Raw genomic sequence first — 17,952 nt, forward strand, 5'->3', positions numbered from 1 at the left:
TTCACTCTCACTCTAGTTGGGGGCGCTTAACCGAAGAAGCTCTGGCCGGTTTTGGCCATTTCACGCAGCTTCGCGGTCGGGTGGTACAGCGCGCCCAAATCAGCGTACTGGTCAGCCAGGGCAACGAACTCGGCAACACCGATAGAATCGATGTAGCGCAGCGCACCGCCACGGAATGGAGGGAAACCGATACCGTAGACCAGACCCATGTCGGCTTCGGCGGCGGTTTCAACGATACCGTCTTCCAGGCAACGCACGGTTTCCAGGCACAGCGGGATCATCATCCAGTTGATGATGTCTTCGTCAGTGACTTCGCGCTGCTCGTAAACGATCGGCTTGAGCACTTCCAGCACCGACGGATCGGCGACTTTCTTCTGCTTGCCTTTCTTGTCGGCCTCGTAGGCGTAGAAGCCCTTGCCGTTCTTCTGGCCCAGGCGCTTGGCTTCGTAAAGCACATCGATGGCCGAACGACGGTCATCCTTCATGCGATCCGGGAAGCCTTCAGCCATCACGTCACGACCATGGTGACCGGTGTCGATGCCGACCACGTCCATCAGGTATGCCGGGCCCATCGGCCAGCCGAATTTTTCCATGACCTTGTCGATACGGACGAAGTCCACACCGGCGCTGACCAGCTTGGCGAAACCGCCGAAGTACGGGAACAGTACGCGGTTGACCAGGAAGCCCGGGCAGTCGTTGACGACGATCGGGTTCTTGCCCATTTTCTTGGCGTAGGCAACGGTAGTGGCAACGGCCAGCTCGCTGGACTTCTCACCACGGATCACTTCCACCAGCGGCATCATGTGCACCGGGTTGAAGAAGTGCATGCCGACGAAGTTTTCCGGACGCTTGAGGGCCTTGGCCAGCAGGCTGATGGAAATGGTCGAGGTGTTGGACGCGAGGATGGTGTCCTCTTTGACCTGACCTTCGACTTCAGCCAATACGGCTTGTTTGACCTTTGGGTTCTCGACCACGGCTTCGACCACCAGATCGACGTGACCGAAGTCGCCGTAGGACAGGGTCGGACGAATGCCGTTGAGCACTTCAGCCATTTTCGCAGCCGTCATGCGACCTTTATCAACGCGGCCAACCAGCAGCTTGGCGGCTTCAGCCAGACCCTGCTCGATACCGTGCTCGTTGATGTCCTTCATCAGGATCGGCGTACCTTTGGAGGCCGACTGATAAGCGATACCGCCACCCATGATGCCAGCGCCCAGTACAGCGGCCTGCTTCACGTCTTTGGCGATTTCGTCGTAGGCCTTGGCCTTTTTCTTCAGTTCCTGATCGTTCAGGAACAGACCGATCAAGCTCTGCGCGGCAGAGGTCTTGGCCAGTTTGACGAAACCTGCAGCTTCGACTTCCAGCGCCTTTTCACGACCGAAGTTCGCTGCTTTCTGGATGGTCTTGATCGCTTCAACCGGCGCCGGGTAGTTCGGGCCAGCTTGCCCTGCCACGAAACCTTTGGCGGTTTCGAAAGCCATCATTTGTTCAATGGCGTTCAGCTTGAGTTTTTCAAGTTTCGGCTGACGCTTGGCCTTGAAGTCGAACTCACCGGAGATGGCGCGTTTGATCAGTTCAAGAGCCGCTTCCTGCAGCTTCTCCGGAGCAACCACGGCGTCGACGGCGCTGACTTTCAGGGCGTCTTCAGGGCGGTTTTCCTTACCGGAGGCAATCCACTCGATCGCGTTGTCGACACCGATCAGGCGCGGCAGACGCACGGTGCCGCCGAAGCCTGGGTAGATGCCCAGTTTGACTTCCGGCAGACCGATCTTGGCCTTGGTCGACATGACGCGATAGTCAGCCGCCAGGCACATTTCCAGACCGCCGCCCAGTGCGATGCCATTAATGGCCACTACGGTTGGGACGTTGAGGTCTTCGAAATCGCTGAAGATCTTGTTGGCTTCGAGATTGCCAGCAACCAGCTCGGCATCCGGCAGCTTGAAGTTGTCGACAAATTCGGTGATGTCGGCGCCGACGATGAACACGTCCTTGCCACTGCTGACGATCACGCCCTTGATCGAAGCATCTGCCTTGATGGTGTCTACGGCCTGACGCAGCTCGTTCAGGGTTAGACGGTTGAACTTGTTGACGGACTCACCCTTGAGGTCGAATTTCAATTCGACGATGCCACTTTCAAGAGCTTTAACCGTGATGGCTTTACCTTCGTAAATCATCAACTGATCTCCACGATATGGAAGCTGAACAGTACACGTCGGACGCAGGCGAATGGCTTGGCAGGACGCTTTTTCGTCGATGCTGGCGCCAATCCACCCGGCACACCCGCCAACGCGATAGTCGGGATTCTGTAGGAGCAGTCTGTAAGACAAACGCTCAATTCATACGCCCGTTTGATTTGGGTACGTCACCTTCACGGAATTTCCGACAATTGTCAATCGCCCAAAATACGGGTTGAAATGCGACTTTGCGGTCATTTCTGTAAGACGAAGACCCGCAACACGCGTTTGCATGTAAAGCCATTCATAGAATCAATAGTTAGAAAAGTCGCCCTAATTCACGGCAGCCCTTGTTTAAAGGGCTACGCTGGGGACTACAGGTAAATGCGCTGAGCGCTGCAAGCCGCATCTCAACATCAAAAAAGGTTTCCGGCCTGCCTGGCCAACCCCGCCCGATGAATCATGTCGGGCTTTTTATTGCGTGTCTGCCGGACGTTTCACACCATTGCAGTGCGAAAAGTCCGCGCGTCACGCCAGCGCTTTCAGAGTAGCGTCGATATCCTGTAAAACCGAGGCTTCGCCCTTCTCGCCCCAGTACAAAGCGATCATCTGCTTGTCTGCCTCGACTTTGAAAACGTTGCCCGGCAATTTTTCGAAATGATTGAGCAGCGCACGATCTTCACAGACTTCCTGCCACTGATTGACCCATACACCCGGCGATTTCTGCCAGTAAGTCCAACAGACAGGCTGCTTGCTGCGACGTGGCCGATGATACTGCGCACACGGATTCGGCGGCTCTTGCGCCAGCCAGTGCGGCCATTCCTGAGGTGCCAATTGCATGGCCAGACCGATACGTCGAGCCTCCATGCGCAACGCGATGCGGCCGCTTTGCGCGCGCGACGGGCGCAACCACGCCAGCGGACTTAAAACCACCAGCAGGATTGACACCACCAACCAGACCGTCATATCTCTATTCCCAATTCTTGGTGAGCGCACTGTGTCACTTTGGAACCAATGCGCTTGAAACCAGCCATACTTAACAATATTGAAACCTCACGAGGAGCACCTCATGCCCTACCACCACATCCTGGTCGCCGTAGATCTGACGGAAGAGTGCGACCCTGTGATTCACCGCGCCCGAGAGCTATCGGTGAGCAATGGCGCCAAGCTGTCGCTGGTGCATATTGTCGAGCCGATGGCCATGGCATTCGGCGGCGACGTGCCGATGGATCTGTCACAACTGCAACAACAGCAGTTCGATCAGGCCAAGGAACGCCTTGAGCGTCTGAAACTCAAGTACTCCGAACTCGAAGGCGCCAACTGCCATTTGACCTACGGCCAGCCGCGTCAGGAAATCCATCATTTCGCCAAGGAACAAACGTGCGATCTGATCGTGGTCGGCAGCCACGGGCGTCATGGCCTGGCATTGTTGCTCGGATCGACCGCGAACGACGTACTGCACGGTGCGCCTTGTGATGTATTAGCGGTACACCTGGTCAAACGCTGAAATACCGTTCCATGCAGGAGTGAGTCTGCTCGCGATAGCGTTGTGACAGTCGACGAATTCGTTGAATGCTAAACCATTATCGCGAGCGGGCTCACTCCTACAAGGGAACTGCGTTTACATATGAAAAGCCCGGCCTCATCACTGAGCGCCGGGCTTTTTTGTTACCGGATCAATCAGGCATCCAGCTCGGCCCAACGCTCCACCAACGCATCCAGCTCAGCCTGCAACTGCTCCAGCGAAGCAATCACCTTGGCCGTTTCAGCCGCCGGACGCTGATAGAAACCGGCTTCAGCCATTTCGGCCTCTACCGCAGCGATCTGCTGCTCTTTGGCATCGATATCGCCCGGCAACGCTTCCAGCTCGCGCTGCAGCTTGTAGCTCAGCTTCTTCTTGGCAGCCGGGGCGGCGGCAGGCGTTGCGACCACAGCAGGCTCAGCGGTCACCACCGCCGAATTCAAGTCAGCCTTGCCCGACTTGCTTTCAGTCACGCCCAGCAGGCGCGGCGAACCACCCTGACGGATCCAGTCCTGATAGCCACCGACGTATTCACGCACCTTGCCTTCGCCTTCGAAAACCAGAGTGCTGGTGACCACGTTGTCGAGGAATGCCCGGTCGTGGCTGACCATCAGCACGGTGCCGTTGAAAGTCAAAAGCACTTCTTCGAGCAGCTCAAGGGTTTCCACGTCGAGGTCGTTGGTCGGTTCGTCGAGGACCAGCAGGTTCGCCGGCTTGCTGAACAACTTGGCCAGCAACAGACGCGCACGCTCACCACCCGACAACGCCTTGACCGGCGTGCGGGCACGCTGCGGGCTGAACAGGAAGTCGCCAAGGTAGCTCAGCACGTGACGGCTCTGGCCGTCGATATCGATGAAGTCGCGACCTTCGGCGACGTTGTCGATCACGGTTTTTTCCAGATCCAGCTGATGGCGCAGCTGGTCGAAGTACGCCACGTCGATTCGCGTACCCTCCTCCACTTTGCCACTGGTCGGTTGCAGACCGCTGAGCATCAGTTTCAGCAGGGTGGTCTTGCCGGTACCATTGGCGCCGAGCAGACCGATACGGTCGCCGCGCGTCAGCACCATCGAGAAATCCTTGATCAGGAACGGGCCGCCCGGGTGCGCGAAACTCACGTTCTCGAGCACCATCACCTGCTTGCCGGACTTGTCGGCAGTGTCCAACTGAATGTTGGCCTTGCCAGTGCGCTCACGACGTTCGCTACGCTCGACGCGCAAGGCTTTCAGGGCGCGGACGCGGCCTTCGTTACGGGTGCGGCGCGCCTTGATGCCCTGGCGGATCCAGACTTCTTCCTGGGCCAGTTTCTTGTCGAACAGCGCGTTGGCGGTTTCTTCAGCGGCCAGCGCGGCTTCTTTGTGCACGAGGAAGCTGGCGTAGTCGCCGTTCCAGTCGATCAGGCCACCGCGATCCAGTTCGAGAATGCGCGTCGCAAGGTTTTGCAGGAAGGACCGGTCGTGCGTGATGAACAGCACGGCGCCCTGGAAATCTTTCAGTGCTTCTTCGAGCCAGGCAATTGCACCGATGTCCAGGTGGTTGGTTGGCTCGTCGAGCAGCAGCAGATCCGGCTCGGACACCAGCGCCTGCGCCAGCAGCACGCGACGACGCCAGCCGCCGGACAACTGGGCGAGAGTCTTGTCAGCCGGCAGTTGCAGACGGCTCAAGGTGCTTTCGACCAAAGTCTGCAAACGCCAGCCATCCCGGGCTTCGAGGTCTTGCTGAACATGCATCAGCTTGTTCAGGTCTTCTTCAGTGACGCAGTTCTGCGCGAGGTGATGGTACTCGGCGAGCAACGCGCCCACGCCATCAAGGCCTTCAGCGACCACGTCGAACACCGTCCGATCGTCGGCCACCGGCAGTTCTTGCGGCAATTCGCCGATTTTCAGACCGGGGGCACGCCACACCGAGCCGTCATCGGGCTTCTGGTCGCCCTTGACCAGTTTCATCATGCTGGACTTGCCAGTGCCGTTGCGGCCGATGATGCACACCCGCTCACCACGGGCGATCTGCCAGGACACCTTGTCCAACAACGGCATAGCGCCGAACGCAAGGGACACATCGCTGAATTTGAGCAGGGTCATGAGCTTCTCCAAAAACCGGGCGCGCATTCTACCTGAGTTAGGGCTTCAACAGGCCGGCAATTTGTCTGTCGAAGCACTCTGCACAACATTTGTTGCGAACTTGTGCTGCGAGGCCCGCAAAGCTTTCGCCGCTTGCTGGCAAAAGGCTAAGCTACAGACAATTCAGTGCTGACCGAGGTTGGCACTTGTCATGATTTCTCTGCCCGGATGTCTCATGCGCAGTCGCCTTTTCAGTGTTTTGTCCTGTTTGCTACTTACCGCCGCTGCCGCTCAATCCGCTCAGGCGGTGGACCTGTCCACCCAACGCCAGTACTACGATGAAGCCAAGCGCGCGCTGGCCAAGGGTGATACCGGCCCATACTTTCGCTACAGCCAGGCGTTGGCCGATTACCCGCTAGAACCGTACCTGGCCTACGACGAACTGACCGCGCGCCTGAAAACCGCGAGCAATGCGGAAATCGAAAAATTCCTCGCCGAACACGGCGATCTGCCCCAGGCCAACTGGATGAAACTGCGCTGGTTGCGCTGGCTCGCCGACCGTGGCGACTGGGCGACCTTCGTCAAGTACTACGACCCGAAACTCAACTTCACTGAACTGGACTGCCTGAATGCGCAGTACCAGATCAGCAGCAACCATAAGGCCGAGGGTTACGCCAACGCCGACAAGCTTTGGCTGACCGGTAAATCGCAACCTGCGGCCTGTGACGCGCTGTTCGGCATCTGGGCCGCTGACGGCCAGCTCACCGAACAAAAACGCTGGGAGCGCACCAAACTCGCCGCTCAGGCCCGCAACTATCCGCTGGCCAACAGCCTGGTCAACGGTTTGACCACCCTCGCACCGCGCGGTCGTTTGCTGGTCGATGTCGCGCAAAAGCCCGAGCTGCTCAACCAGCCTTCGCGCTTCACCCCGGCCGACGAGCCAATGTCCGACGTGGTCAGTCTCGGCCTGCGCCGCCTCGCGCGCCAGGATCCAGACAAAGCCATGGCCCTGCTCGACGGTTACGCCAGCAGCATGCATTTCTCCCGCGATGAAAAAGTCGCGATCGCCCGGGAAATCGGCCTGACCCTCGCTCGGCGTTTCGACAGCCGCGCGCTGGACGTGATGACCAAGTACGACCCCGAATTGCGCGACAACACCGTTTCCGAATGGCGTTTGCGCCTGCTGTTGCGTCTGGCGCGCTGGGACGATGCCTATCAGTTGACCCGCCGCCTGCCGCAGGATCTGGCCACCACCAACCGCTGGCGCTACTGGCAGGCGCGCAGTCTGGAGCTGGCCCAGCCGCAAAATCCGGAAGCGCAAACGCTGTACAAAGGCCTGGCGCGGGAGCGTGATTTCTACGGTTTCCTTGCCGCCGACCGCTCGCAATCGCCGTATTCGCTAGTCAACAAACCGCTAGTGCTCAGCCAGGCGACCATCAACAAGGTGCGCAACACACCGGGCGTGCGTCGTGCATTGGAATTCCATGCTCGCGGGCAGATCGTCGACGGTCGCCGCGAGTGGTATCACGTCAGCCGCCATTTCAACCGTGACGAAATGGTCGCCCAGGCCAAACTGGCCTACGACCTGAAATGGTACTTCCCGGCCATCCGCACCATCAGCCAGGCGCAGTACTGGGACGATCTGGATATCCGCTTTCCGATGGCCCACCGCGAAACCCTCGTGCGTGAAGCCAAGGTGCGCGGCCTGCATTCGAGCTGGGTGTTCGCCATCACCCGTCAGGAAAGCGCCTTCATGGACGACGCCCGCTCCGGCGTCGGTGCCAGCGGCCTGATGCAACTGATGCCCGGCACCGCCAAGGAAACCGCGCGCAAATTCAGCATCCCGCTGGCCTCGCCGCAGCAAGTGCTGGATCCGGACAAGAACATCCAGCTCGGCGCCGCTTACCTGAGCCAGGTGCACAGCCAGTTCAACGGCAACCGCGTCCTCGCCTCCGCCGCCTACAACGCCGGCCCGGGTCGAGTGCGCCAATGGCTGCGCGGCGCCGATCACTTGAGTTTCGACGTGTGGGTGGAAAGCATTCCGTTCGATGAGACCCGTCAGTACGTGCAGAACGTGTTGTCTTACTCCGTGATCTACGGCCAGAAGCTCAACTCACCGCAGCCGCTGGTGGATTGGCACGAGCGCTACTTCGACGATCAGTGATCACCCGACTGACGCCGACTAACGAAAAATGCCCGTATCGCGAGATACGGGCATTTTTTATGGGTACACCTGAGCGGCTATTTAGTGAATGGCAGGATCGGTGACAGGATTCGTTGAAGCGCTCTTGCCATCATTGAACTGCAACGCCGCCAGCCGCGCATACAGCGGATTGCTGGCAATCAGTTCCTGATGGGTGCCAATGGCCACAAGTTTGCCTTGATCCATCACCGCAATCCGGTCAGCGTTTTTCACCGTGGCCAGTCGATGCGCGATCACCAGCGTGGTGCGGTTCTGCATCAGGCTTGGCAAAGCTTCCTGAATCAGATGCTCACTCTGCGCGTCGAGGGCGCTGGTGGCCTCGTCCAGCAACAGGATAGGTGCGTCGACCAATAACGCCCGGGCGATCGCCAGACGCTGACGCTGCCCACCGGAAAGGCCGAGGCCACCATCGCCGAGATGGGTCTGGTAACCGTTGGGCATTTTCTCGATGAAGTCGTGGGCGTGAGCAATTTTTGCCGCTTCCTTGACTTGCTCCAGCGTCGCTCCCGGATTGCCGTAACGAATATTTTCTTCAACACTGCCGAAAAACAGCGCCGGCGACTGTGATACCAACGCGAAGTGACGGCGCAGGTCAAGCGGGTCGAGGCTGGTCAACGGCACGCCATCAATCAGGATCTGCCCCTCCAGTGGGTCATAAAAGCGCAACAGCAAGTCATACACCGTGGACTTGCCTGCACCGGACGGCCCGACCAACGCCAGTGTTTCGCCTGCGCGGATGGTCAGGTTCAAACCGTTGACGGCGTAGCTTTCCGGGCGCGAAGGGTAGGAAAAGCGCACGTCCTGCAATTGCAATTCGCCGTGCACGCGCTCCGGCAGGGTCACAAGCCCTGCGGTTGGCGGCTGGATGATATTTTCCGAACCCAGCAATTCAGCGATCCGCTCGGCGGCACCTGCCGCACGTTGCAGTTCGCCGATGACCTCACTCAGCGTGCCGATCGCACTGCCGACAATCAGGCTGTAAAAGACAAAAGCCGCCAGTTCGCCTCCAGTGATACGTCCGGCGATCACGTCCATGCCGCCGACCCATAACATCACCGCCACCGCGCCGAGCACCAGCACGATCACCATGGTGATCATCCATGAGCGCTGAAAGATGCGTTTGCGCGCCGTGTCGAAGGCGTCCTCGACCGTCGTCGCAAAACGTCGCTCATCCTGGACCTGGTGGTTGTAGGCCTGCACGGTTTTGATCTGGCCGAGGGTTTCCGACACATAGCTGCCGATATCGGCGACCCGGTCCTGACTCAATCGCGACAGATTGCGCACGCGCCGGCCGAAAATCAGAATCGGTGCCACCACGAACGGCAAGGCAATTACCACGATGCTGGTGAGTTTCGCGTTGGTCACGAACAACAGAATGACACCACCAATGACCATCAGCAGGTTGCGCAGGAACATTGAAAGCGACGAGCCGATCACCGATTGCAGGAGTGTCGTGTCGGCAGTCAGCCGCGACTGGATCTCCGAACTACGGTTGTTCTCATAGAAGCCGGGGTGCAGATAGACCAGATGGTTGAAGACCTCACGGCGAATGTCGGCGACGCAGCGCTCACCGATCCACGACACCCAGTAAAACCGTGCGAACGTACCGACTGCCAGGCCCAGCACCATCAACATGAAGATGCCGATAGTCTGATTGAGTTGATGCGGCGACTGCGTCATGAAGCCCAGGTCGACCAACAGTTTGATCCCCTGCCCCATCGACAACGTGACGGCGGCGGTGACGATCAACGCCAGCAGCGCACCGATGACTTGCCAGCGGTAAGGGGCCAGAAAGCGACTGGTCAGACGCAAGGCGCGCCGGTGCCTTGAAGAAAGCTTCGGGGTCATTCAGGTACGCATCCATGTTGATGAAAGGGCTAGCGTAAACCTTCTTTGGGGTGGAACTCTGTAAATCACAATGAGTCAGGTTAAATATGCCCCCAAAGACTAGGCCATAGTTGCTATCGGTCTAACGTCGCGGTTGAGACGAACGGTCATTTCTGTTGGACTGGAATGGCCGCTCATGACGGATCGAAAGGAGTTGTCACAGCCTGGTCACGTGGCGGTTTTAATCTGGGTACACAACCTGATGAGGAGACAGGCCATGTCCTTGCAACACAGCAGCGAAGACAAAATTGAAGTGATCCGCACCAAGCCCGGCCAACCTCTGGGTTGCTCGATTATCGATAAAGACGGGCGTGAAGTACCGATCACTGAAGACATGATCCAGGACGCGTGCCGCGAACTGGAGAAGCGATTGGTCAAGCCTGCCGAACAAAAGTGATATAGCCACCGTCTTCCTGACCCGGCCCCTTTGGCCGGGTTTTTTCTGTCTGCAGATCAGGTATTTGTGGGGCGGCCTTCGCGAGCAGGCTCGCTCCCACAGGGGATCTTCAGTGAATCACAGATCTATGTGGGAGCGAGCCTGCTCGCGAAAGGGCCGACTCGGTTTCTAGACAGCCACCGCTCCCAGCGCCGCCACGATCCTCGCCAACTCTGGCGACGCCCCTTCAATCCGCACCTTCAGCCCTTCAATCTCACGGCGCACTGGATACTGCTTGCGCAACACATCGAACGCCGCACGCTGCTCGCCGACATTGCCTACAAGGCTGCGGCGAAAATCCGCATCATCGCGGCGCGGGTCGTACACGCCACGGCACAACATCGCCAGCGCCCAGGCCGGATCGCTGTCAGCGTGCAGGGTGACTTCCGACAACCACGGAGCCGGCAACAGATCACTGAGCTGAATGCTCGCCGCTTGACCGAGGAATGTGCAGTAAGCCTGATAGATCTGCGCCGTTCCGCGCTGTTTGCCATCAAGGCTGTAACCGGCAATGTGCGGGGTGGCCAAGACGCAGAGTTCAGCCAGCGCCACATCAACCTCGGGCTCGGCCTCCCAGACATCGAGAACGGCTTGCAGGTCTTCACGCTCCAGCAACACTTCGCGCAGGGCAAGGTTATCCACCACCGGACCACGGGCCGCGTTGATCAGCCATGCGCCGGACTTGAGTTGCTGCAAACGTTGCTGATCAAACAGATGCCAGGTCGCGCCGTCGCCGCTTCGAGTCAGCGGCGTGTGCAGACTGATCACGTCGCACTGCTCAATGATTTGCTCGATACTGACGTAATCACCGCCCTCGGCGGCCTGCCGTGGCGGGTCGCAGACTTTGACATTCCAGCCCAGTCCCTTGAGGACCTTGATCAGCCGCCCCCCAACTTCACCGGCACCGACAATACCGTAGGTGCGCTGAGTGAGATCGACGCCCTCGATTTCGGCGAGCGTCATCAGACTGCCCAGCACGTAATCGACCACACCTCGGGCGTTGCAGCCGGGCGCACTCGACCAGGTAATGCCGGCCTCATTGAAGTAGTCGAGATCCAGATGATCAGTGCCGATGGTGCAGGTGCCGACAAAGCGCACCTTGCTGCCCTCAAGCAATGCACGGTTGACGTTGGTCACCGAGCGCACAAGTAATACGTCGGCCTGCTCGACCGTCGCGCGGTCGATGGACCGGCCCGGCACCCGGCGGATCTCGCCGAAACCGGCAAAAAAGGCATCGAGCAGCGGGATATTTTCGTCGGCAACTATCAGCATGGCGGGCTCCTTTGGCGGATCGGCAGTTTAGGTGCAGATCGGTCGCTGAGCCAGCGAGCTTTACGCTTACAAATCCGCAACAGAGGATTTTTCCTGACTGTAACGTCAGCGGCGTAGAATGCCGCGCCTTGCGCATCAACCTTTGTGGACGCTTTGCCTGTGAATTCTGTAACTGACCAACCTGTCGCCGTCTCCCTGACCCGCCCCGCGCGGATTCGTCTGGAGTTCAAGAACCTGCTGGCCCTCGCGCTGCCGATCATCATCGCGCAGTTGGCGACCACGGCCATGGGCTTCGTCGATGCAGTGATGGCTGGCCGCGTCGGGCCCAAGGATCTGGCCGCCGTGGCATTGGGCAACTCGATCTGGGTGCCGGTGTTTCTGCTGATGACCGGCACGCTGCTGGCAACCACGCCGAAAGTCGCCCAACGCTTCGGTGCCGGCACCCACAGCGAGATCGGCCCGCTCGTGCGCCAGGCGTTGTGGCTGGCGCTGGTGGTCGGACTGATCGCAACGGCGATGCTGGTCGCCGCCGAGCCGGTGCTGCATCTGATGAAGGTCGATCCCGAGCTGATCGGCCCGTGCATGCAGTACCTGCACGGTATCGCCAGTGGTCTGCCGGCGGTGGCGTTCTATCACGTGTTGCGCTGCACCAGTGACGGCATTGGCCGTACGCGTCCGGCAATGGTGCTGGGCCTGTGCGGTCTGGCGCTGAACATTCCGCTGAACTACGTCTTCATTTATGGCCACTTCGGCGTGCCGGCGATGGGCGGCGTTGGCTGCGGCTGGGCCACGGCGATTGTGATGTGGGTGATGGCGCTGGGGCTGGCCGGTTATGAGCGCTGGGCGCCGGCCTATCGTTCGAGCGAACTGTTCAGCCGTTTCGACTGGCCGCAATGGGCGGTGATCAAGCGCTTGCTGGCGATTGGTCTGCCGATCGGCATCGCCGTGTTTGCCGAGTCGAGCATTTTTGCCGTGATCGCGCTGTTGATCGGCAGCCTCGGCGCCACGGTGGTGGCCGGGCACCAGATTGCGCTGAACGTCAGTTCGCTGGTGTTCATGATTCCCTACTCGTTGGGCATGGCGGTGACCGTGCGCGTCGGTCAGGCGTTGGGTCGCGAAGAACCTCGCGAGGCGCGTTTTGCCGCTGGCGTCGGCATGGGTACCGCGCTGGCTTACGCCTGCCTGTCGGCGAGCATGATGCTGTTGCTGCGCGAGCCGATCGCGGCGATCTACACCGCTGACCCGACAGTGATTCACATCGCGGCGATGCTGATTGTGTATTCGGCGCTGTTCCAGTTTTCCGACGCCATCCAGGTGACCGCTGCCGGCGCGCTGCGTGGCTATCAGGACACTCGGGTGACGATGATCCTGACGCTGTTCGCTTATTGGGGCATTGGTTTGCCGGTGGGCTATGCCCTCGGCCTGACCGACTGGCTCGGTGAGCCACGCGGCCCTAGCGGCTTGTGGCAGGGTTTGATCGTTGGCCTGAGCTGTGCGGCGTTGATGCTGTCGATCCGCCTGACGCGCAGTGCACGCAAGCGTATTCGGATCAGTCGTAGCGTAGGCTAAGCCATTAACACAGGACAAAAAAGTGGGAGCGGGCTTGCTCGCGAATGCGGTGATTCAGTCGACATTTACAGTGACTGACACTCCGCTTTCGCGAGCAGGCTCGCTCCCACAGTTGCTTTAGGTAAAGCTGCGGTTACGCGTGTTTCTTGCGGATCCAGTACAGGTAAGTACCGGCCTCTTCGTGCTGGCTCACCAGTTCATGGTCGAGAAACACGCAGAACTTGGGAATGTCGCGACGGGTCGAGGGGTCGGTGGCGATCACCTTGAGCAGGCCGCCAGGCACCAGGTCACGGATGTGCTGGTGCAGCATCATCACCGGCTCCGGGCAATTGAGGCCGGTGGCGTCGAGGGTGCCGTCGACCGGGGTATCGATCATTTCACTCATGATTCACTCCTGAAACTGGCCGGCATTGTCGCGCATTGCCGGGTATTCGGTCATCTGTGGCGTTACGCCCCCCCCCTGTAGGAGCTGCCGAAGGCTGCGATCTTTGCTTTTCAAGATCAAAAGATCGCAGCCTGCGGCAGCTCCTACACAGGGTTTTGCAGTGTTTTAGCGGGATTTGGGCTTCTTGGTGTCATGCCGACGCAAGTGGCAGGTCACTTCCTCGCGGTCGTGATAGAGCTGTTTGCAGCCAATATCGACCTTGATCCCGCGAGCCTTGAAACCATCGGCAATGCGTTCGAGCAAGCGCTTCACTTCGGCGTAACGCTGCTTCATCGGCAACTTCAGGTTGACCACCGCCTCGCGGCAATGCCCCTCGCCGATCCACTCTTCCAGCATCGCGGCATTTCGCGCCGGTTTCTCGACAATGTCGCAGACCATCCAGTCCACCGGTTGCTTGGGCTTGAAGGTAAAACCGTCGGCCATCAAATGCTGCACCAGCCCCGTGTCCATCAGGCTTTCGGCCATCGGGCCGTTGTCGATGGCGGTCACCAGCATACCGCGATTGACCAGTTGCCAGGTCCAGCCGCCCGGCGCGGCGCCGAGGTCGACACCGGTCATGTCGCTGTGCAGACGATCGTCCCACTGATCACGCGGGATGAAGTGATGCCAGGCCTCTTCCAGCTTCAGCGTCGAACGGCTTGGCGCCTCACGCGGGAATTTCAGGCGCGGAATGCCCATTGGCCACATCGCCGAATTACCGGCATCGGCCATGCCGAGAAACACTTCACGACCGCTCTTGAAGGTCAGAAGCAGACGCGGTTTATTCGCGTCATCCACCAGTTTCCCGGCGCCGGTCAATGCCTTGCGCAGCGGGCCTTCGAACTTCTTGCAGAAGTTCGACAGTTCCTTGCCGTCGTTGGTGTCGACGACTTCCAGCCACAGGCTGCCGCACACCGGGAACTCTGCCATGTGCGCGAGGATCACGCTGATACGGTCGGTTTCCGGCAGATCGATGAACACCCCGCGCGCCCATTGGCGCGGGAAGATCAATTCGGCGAAACGCTGACCGCGCATCAGGCGCTCGGCGCCGTCTTCTTCGGTGCAGACAAACTCGGCGCACGCCGTGGCCGCTTTGGCCTTGGCGTAGCCAGCTACATTGAGTTGCGCGGCGAGGTCGGAAATCTCCGAACAGACTTCGCCTTCGAAGCCTGGCCGGCAATGCATGAATAGGGTGTTCATTCTTACTCCTGGGCAGCGGGCGATCATTCGGCCACTGCGCGATGTCCAGACCTTGCGTTGCAGCAATGCCTGTCACGAAAACCGGCGCATGATAGCCGATGTCGGAACCTTGGTTCCGCTCATAGAGTCCAGTTATTAGCCAGCTACCTAAAACAGGGCTAGGTTTAAAGCTCTATTCGTCCCCCGATCCGTAGCCGTGCGGATTCAAAGGAGTGATTGTAATGCCGTCCCTCGATAGCCTGAAAACGCTCAAAACCCTGCAAATCGACGACAAGACCTACCACTATTTCAGCCTGCCGGATGCCGCCAAAAGCCTGGGCGACCTCGCCCGGCTGCCGATGTCACTGAAAGTCCTGCTGGAGAACCTGCTGCGCTGGGAAGATGAAAAAACTGTCACCGGTGCCGACCTCAAGGCGATTGCCGCGTGGCTCAAGGAGCGCCGCTCCGATCGGGAAATCCAGTACCGCCCTGCCCGCGTCTTGATGCAAGACTTTACCGGCGTCCCCGCCGTGGTCGACCTCGCCGCCATGCGTGCAGCGATGGCCAAGGCCGGCGGCGATCCGCAAAGAATCAATCCGCTTTCACCGGTGGATCTAGTGATCGACCACTCGGTGATGGTCGACAAGTTCGCCACGCCCAGCGCTTTCGAACAGAACGTCGACATCGAGATGCAACGTAACGGCGAACGTTATGCCTTTCTACGTTGGGGCCAAAGCGCCTTCGACAACTTCAGCGTAGTGCCGCCGGGCACCGGCATCTGTCATCAGGTCAACCTTGAATACCTCGGTCGCACCGTGTGGACCAAGGATGAAGACGGCCGCACTTATGCGTTCCCCGACACATTGGTCGGCACTGACTCGCACACCACCATGATCAACGGCCTCGGCGTACTCGGCTGGGGTGTCGGCGGCATCGAAGCGGAGGCGGCGATGCTCGGGCAACCGGTGTCGATGCTGATTCCGGAGGTGATCGGTTTCAAACTCACCGGCAAACTCAAGGAAGGCATCACCGCTACCGACCTGGTGCTGACCGTCACGCAAATGCTGCGCAAGAAAGGTGTAGTCGGCAAATTCGTCGAGTTTTACGGTGACGGCCTCGCTGATCTGCCGCTGGCCGACCGCGCGACCATCGCCAACATGGCCCCGGAATACGGCGCAACGTGCGGTTTCTTCCCTGTCGACGACGTGACGCTGGAATACCTGCGCCTGTCGGGTCGGCCGCCAGAAACGGTGAAACTGGTCGAGGCCTACACCAAGGCGCAAGGACTGTGGCGCCTGCCCGGTCAGGAACCGGTGTTCACCGACAGTCTGGCGCTGGACATGGGCAGCGTCGAAGCCAGCCTCGCCGGACCGAAACGCCCGCAGGATCGCGTGTCGCTGCCGAACGTACCGCAGGCCTTCAGCGACTTCATCGATCTGCAATTCAAACCCACCAGCAAAGAAGAAGGACGCCTGGAAAGTGAGGGCGGTGGGGGTGTCGCGGTGGGCAATGCCGATCTGGTCGGGGAAACCGAGTACGAATACGAAGGCCACACCTATCGCTTGAAAAACGGTGCGGTGGTCATCGCTGCGATCACTTCTTGCACTAACACCTCCAACCCGAGCGTGATGATGGCCGCCGGGCTGTTGGCCAAAAAGGCCGTTGAGAGAGGCCTGACCCGCAAACCGTGGGTAAAGAGTTCGCTGGCACCGGGTTCAAAAGTGGTCACCGATTACTACAAAGCTGCGGGGCTGACGCAATACCTCGATCAGCTCGGGTTTTCACTGGTTGGCTATGGCTGCACCACCTGCATCGGCAACTCGGGACCGCTGCCCGAGCCGATCGAGAAAGCCATCCAGAAAGCCGACCTGACCGTGGCATCGGTGCTGTCCGGCAACCGCAACTTCGAAGGCCGCGTGCATCCACTGGTAAAAACCAACTGGCTGGCCTCGCCACCGCTGGTGGTCGCCTATGCCTTGGCCGGCAGTGTGCGCAGCGATATCAGCAGCGAACCGCTGGGCGAGGACCAGCAAGGTAATCCGGTGTACCTGCGCGATATCTGGCCATCGAGTAAAGAGATCGCCGATGCGGTCAATCAGGTCAACACGGCGATGTTCCACAAGGAATACGCCGAGGTGTTTGCCGGTGATGAACAGTGGCAGGCCATCGAGGTGCCCCAAGCGGCGACGTATGTGTGGCAGGACGACTCGACCTACATTCAGCATCCACCCTTCTTCGACGATATTTCCGGTCCGCTGCCGCAAATCCAGGATGTCAAAGGCGCGCGCGTCTTGGCCCTGCTCGGCGATTCGGTGACCACCGACCACATCTCCCCTGCGGGCAATATCAAGGCTGACAGCCCGGCCGGGCGTTATCTGCGCGAAAAGGGTGTCGAGCCTCGGGATTTCAACTCTTACGGCTCACGGCGTGGCAATCATGAAGTGATGATGCGCGGCACCTTCGCCAATATTCGTATCCGCAACGAAATGCTCGGCGGCGAAGAAGGTGGCAACACAATCTATATTCCGACCGGCGAGAAACTGGCGATCTACGACGCGGCGATGAAGTATCAGGCTTCGGGCACGCCACTGGTGGTGATTGCCGGGCAAGAATACGGCACGGGTTCCAGCCGTGACTGGGCAGCCAAAGGCACTAATCTGCTGGGGGTGAAAGCGGTGATCGCCGAAAGCTTCGAGCGAATTCACCGCTCCAACCTGGTGGGCATGGGCATATTGCCGCTGCAGTTCAAGCTCGATCAGAACCGCAAGAGCCTCAACCTCACTGGCAAGGAAACCTTCGAAATCCAGGGTCTGACCGGCGTCGAGCTGACACCACGGATGAACCTGCCGCTGGTAATCACCCGCGAGGACGGGCGCCAGGAGAAAATCGAGGTGTTGTGCCGGATCGATACATTGAACGAGGTGGAGTACTTCAAGGCGGGCGGGATTTTGCATTACGTCCTGCGCCAGTTGATTGCCTCGTAAAGCACAAGCCCATGCAGGAGCTGCCGCAGGCTGCGATCTTTTGATCTTGCTTTTAACAGCCAAAGTCAAAAGATCGCAGCCTGCGGCAGCACTTACACGCAGGCGAAAAAAAACCCGCCGAAGCGGGTTTTTCCCAAGACCATTATCGACTCCCTGTCGGCAGCGATCCTTGCAATGGTCGATCATCCGTGATCCTGAAACACTCCCTGTGTCTCAGTTGATGTGTGTAGATTACTCACTGGATC

12 protein-coding genes are annotated in these 17,952 nt (G+C 59.3%); 5 read left to right on the top strand and 7 right to left on the bottom strand.

Annotated features, from left to right (window positions below):
* Nucleotides 1-26 precede the first annotated feature (26 nt).
* Both fadB and P3G59_RS19715 read right to left on the bottom strand, forming a co-directional pair.
* Nucleotides 27-2,174, bottom strand: coding sequence for a fatty acid oxidation complex subunit alpha FadB (fadB, locus tag P3G59_RS19710; protein ID WP_277758625.1), 2,148 nt, complete (start codon nt 2,172-2,174; stop codon nt 27-29).
* Between the two features lie 528 nt (nt 2,175-2,702).
* Complete coding sequence (locus P3G59_RS19715) at nt 2,703-3,140, bottom strand: hypothetical protein (protein ID WP_277758626.1); 438 nt, start codon at nt 3,138-3,140, stop codon at nt 2,703-2,705.
* Nucleotides 3,141-3,243: 103 nt separating this feature from the next.
* On the opposite strand from P3G59_RS19715, the gene P3G59_RS19720 reads away from it, so the two are divergent.
* Nucleotides 3,244-3,681, top strand: a complete 438-nt coding sequence (locus tag P3G59_RS19720) for a universal stress protein (RefSeq protein ID WP_122595418.1) — start codon at nt 3,244-3,246, stop codon at nt 3,679-3,681.
* 173 nt (nt 3,682-3,854) lie between these two features.
* Here the strand turns inward: P3G59_RS19720 and P3G59_RS19725 are convergent, their stop codons facing one another.
* Nucleotides 3,855-5,774, bottom strand: coding sequence for an ATP-binding cassette domain-containing protein (locus P3G59_RS19725; protein WP_277758627.1), 1,920 nt, complete (start codon nt 5,772-5,774; stop codon nt 3,855-3,857).
* A 214-nt stretch (nt 5,775-5,988) separates the two neighbouring features.
* On the opposite strand from P3G59_RS19725, the gene P3G59_RS19730 reads away from it, so the two are divergent.
* Nucleotides 5,989-7,917 (top strand): transglycosylase SLT domain-containing protein, encoded by a 1,929-nt coding sequence (locus tag P3G59_RS19730; protein ID WP_277758628.1) that lies wholly within the window; start codon nt 5,989-5,991, stop codon nt 7,915-7,917.
* Between the two features lie 81 nt (nt 7,918-7,998).
* On the opposite strand, the gene P3G59_RS19735 is transcribed toward P3G59_RS19730, so the two are convergent.
* Complete coding sequence (locus tag P3G59_RS19735) at nt 7,999-9,804, bottom strand: ABC transporter transmembrane domain-containing protein (RefSeq protein ID WP_277758629.1); 1,806 nt, start codon at nt 9,802-9,804, stop codon at nt 7,999-8,001.
* Nucleotides 9,805-10,060: 256 nt separating this feature from the next.
* Between P3G59_RS19735 and P3G59_RS19740 the strand changes: the two genes are divergently transcribed.
* The gene (locus P3G59_RS19740; RefSeq protein ID WP_064588443.1) at nt 10,061-10,240 is read left to right on the top strand and encodes a PA1571 family protein; all 180 of its coding nucleotides are present in this window, start codon (nt 10,061-10,063) and stop codon (nt 10,238-10,240) included.
* A 168-nt stretch (nt 10,241-10,408) separates the two neighbouring features.
* Here P3G59_RS19740 and pdxB read toward each other — a convergent pair whose 3' ends face one another.
* Entirely contained in the window at nt 10,409-11,551 is a 1,143-nt protein-coding gene (gene pdxB, locus P3G59_RS19745) for a 4-phosphoerythronate dehydrogenase PdxB (RefSeq protein WP_277758630.1), read from the bottom strand.
* A 159-nt stretch (nt 11,552-11,710) separates the two neighbouring features.
* Between pdxB and P3G59_RS19750 the strand changes: the two genes are divergently transcribed.
* Nucleotides 11,711-13,120 (top strand): MATE family efflux transporter, encoded by a 1,410-nt coding sequence (locus P3G59_RS19750; RefSeq protein ID WP_277758631.1) that lies wholly within the window; start codon nt 11,711-11,713, stop codon nt 13,118-13,120.
* A 133-nt stretch (nt 13,121-13,253) separates the two neighbouring features.
* Here the strand turns inward: P3G59_RS19750 and tusA are convergent, their stop codons facing one another.
* On the bottom strand, nt 13,254-13,505 hold the full coding sequence (gene tusA, locus P3G59_RS19755; protein ID WP_277758632.1) for a sulfurtransferase TusA: 252 nt from the start codon (nt 13,503-13,505) through the stop codon (nt 13,254-13,256).
* A gap of 165 nt (nt 13,506-13,670) precedes the next feature.
* The gene (gene rlmM / locus P3G59_RS19760; RefSeq protein ID WP_277758633.1) at nt 13,671-14,744 is read right to left on the bottom strand and encodes a 23S rRNA (cytidine(2498)-2'-O)-methyltransferase RlmM; all 1,074 of its coding nucleotides are present in this window, start codon (nt 14,742-14,744) and stop codon (nt 13,671-13,673) included.
* 221 nt (nt 14,745-14,965) lie between these two features.
* Here rlmM and acnA point away from each other — a divergent pair, with 221 nt between their 5' ends.
* Nucleotides 14,966-17,707: an aconitate hydratase AcnA gene (acnA, locus tag P3G59_RS19765; RefSeq protein ID WP_277758634.1), complete on the top strand. Its 2,742-nt coding sequence runs from the start codon at nt 14,966-14,968 to the stop codon at nt 17,705-17,707.
* The last annotated feature ends 245 nt before the right edge of the window (nt 17,708-17,952 follow it).

Source organism: Pseudomonas sp. A34-9, assembly GCF_029543085.1.
GTDB lineage: Bacteria > Pseudomonadota > Gammaproteobacteria > Pseudomonadales > Pseudomonadaceae > Aquipseudomonas.

Bases quoted from the DNA above. Each gene is read 5' to 3' on its own strand.
- fadB (WP_277758625.1), bottom strand. From the start codon at position 2,174: ATGATTTACGAAGGTAAAGCCATCACGGTTAAAGCTCTTGAAAGTGGC.
- P3G59_RS19715 (WP_277758626.1), bottom strand. From the start codon at position 3,140: ATGACGGTCTGGTTGGTGGTGTCAATCCTGCTGGTGGTTTTAAGTCCG.
- P3G59_RS19720 (WP_122595418.1), top strand. From the start codon at position 3,244: ATGCCCTACCACCACATCCTGGTCGCCGTAGATCTGACGGAAGAGTGC.
- P3G59_RS19725 (WP_277758627.1), bottom strand. From the start codon at position 5,774: ATGACCCTGCTCAAATTCAGCGATGTGTCCCTTGCGTTCGGCGCTATG.
- P3G59_RS19730 (WP_277758628.1), top strand. From the start codon at position 5,989: ATGCGCAGTCGCCTTTTCAGTGTTTTGTCCTGTTTGCTACTTACCGCC.
- P3G59_RS19735 (WP_277758629.1), bottom strand. From the start codon at position 9,804: ATGACCCCGAAGCTTTCTTCAAGGCACCGGCGCGCCTTGCGTCTGACC.
- P3G59_RS19740 (WP_064588443.1), top strand. From the start codon at position 10,061: ATGTCCTTGCAACACAGCAGCGAAGACAAAATTGAAGTGATCCGCACC.
- pdxB (WP_277758630.1), bottom strand. From the start codon at position 11,551: ATGCTGATAGTTGCCGACGAAAATATCCCGCTGCTCGATGCCTTTTTT.
- tusA (WP_277758632.1), bottom strand. From the start codon at position 13,505: ATGAGTGAAATGATCGATACCCCGGTCGACGGCACCCTCGACGCCACC.
- rlmM (WP_277758633.1), bottom strand. From the start codon at position 14,744: ATGAACACCCTATTCATGCATTGCCGGCCAGGCTTCGAAGGCGAAGTC.
- acnA (WP_277758634.1), top strand. From the start codon at position 14,966: ATGCCGTCCCTCGATAGCCTGAAAACGCTCAAAACCCTGCAAATCGAC.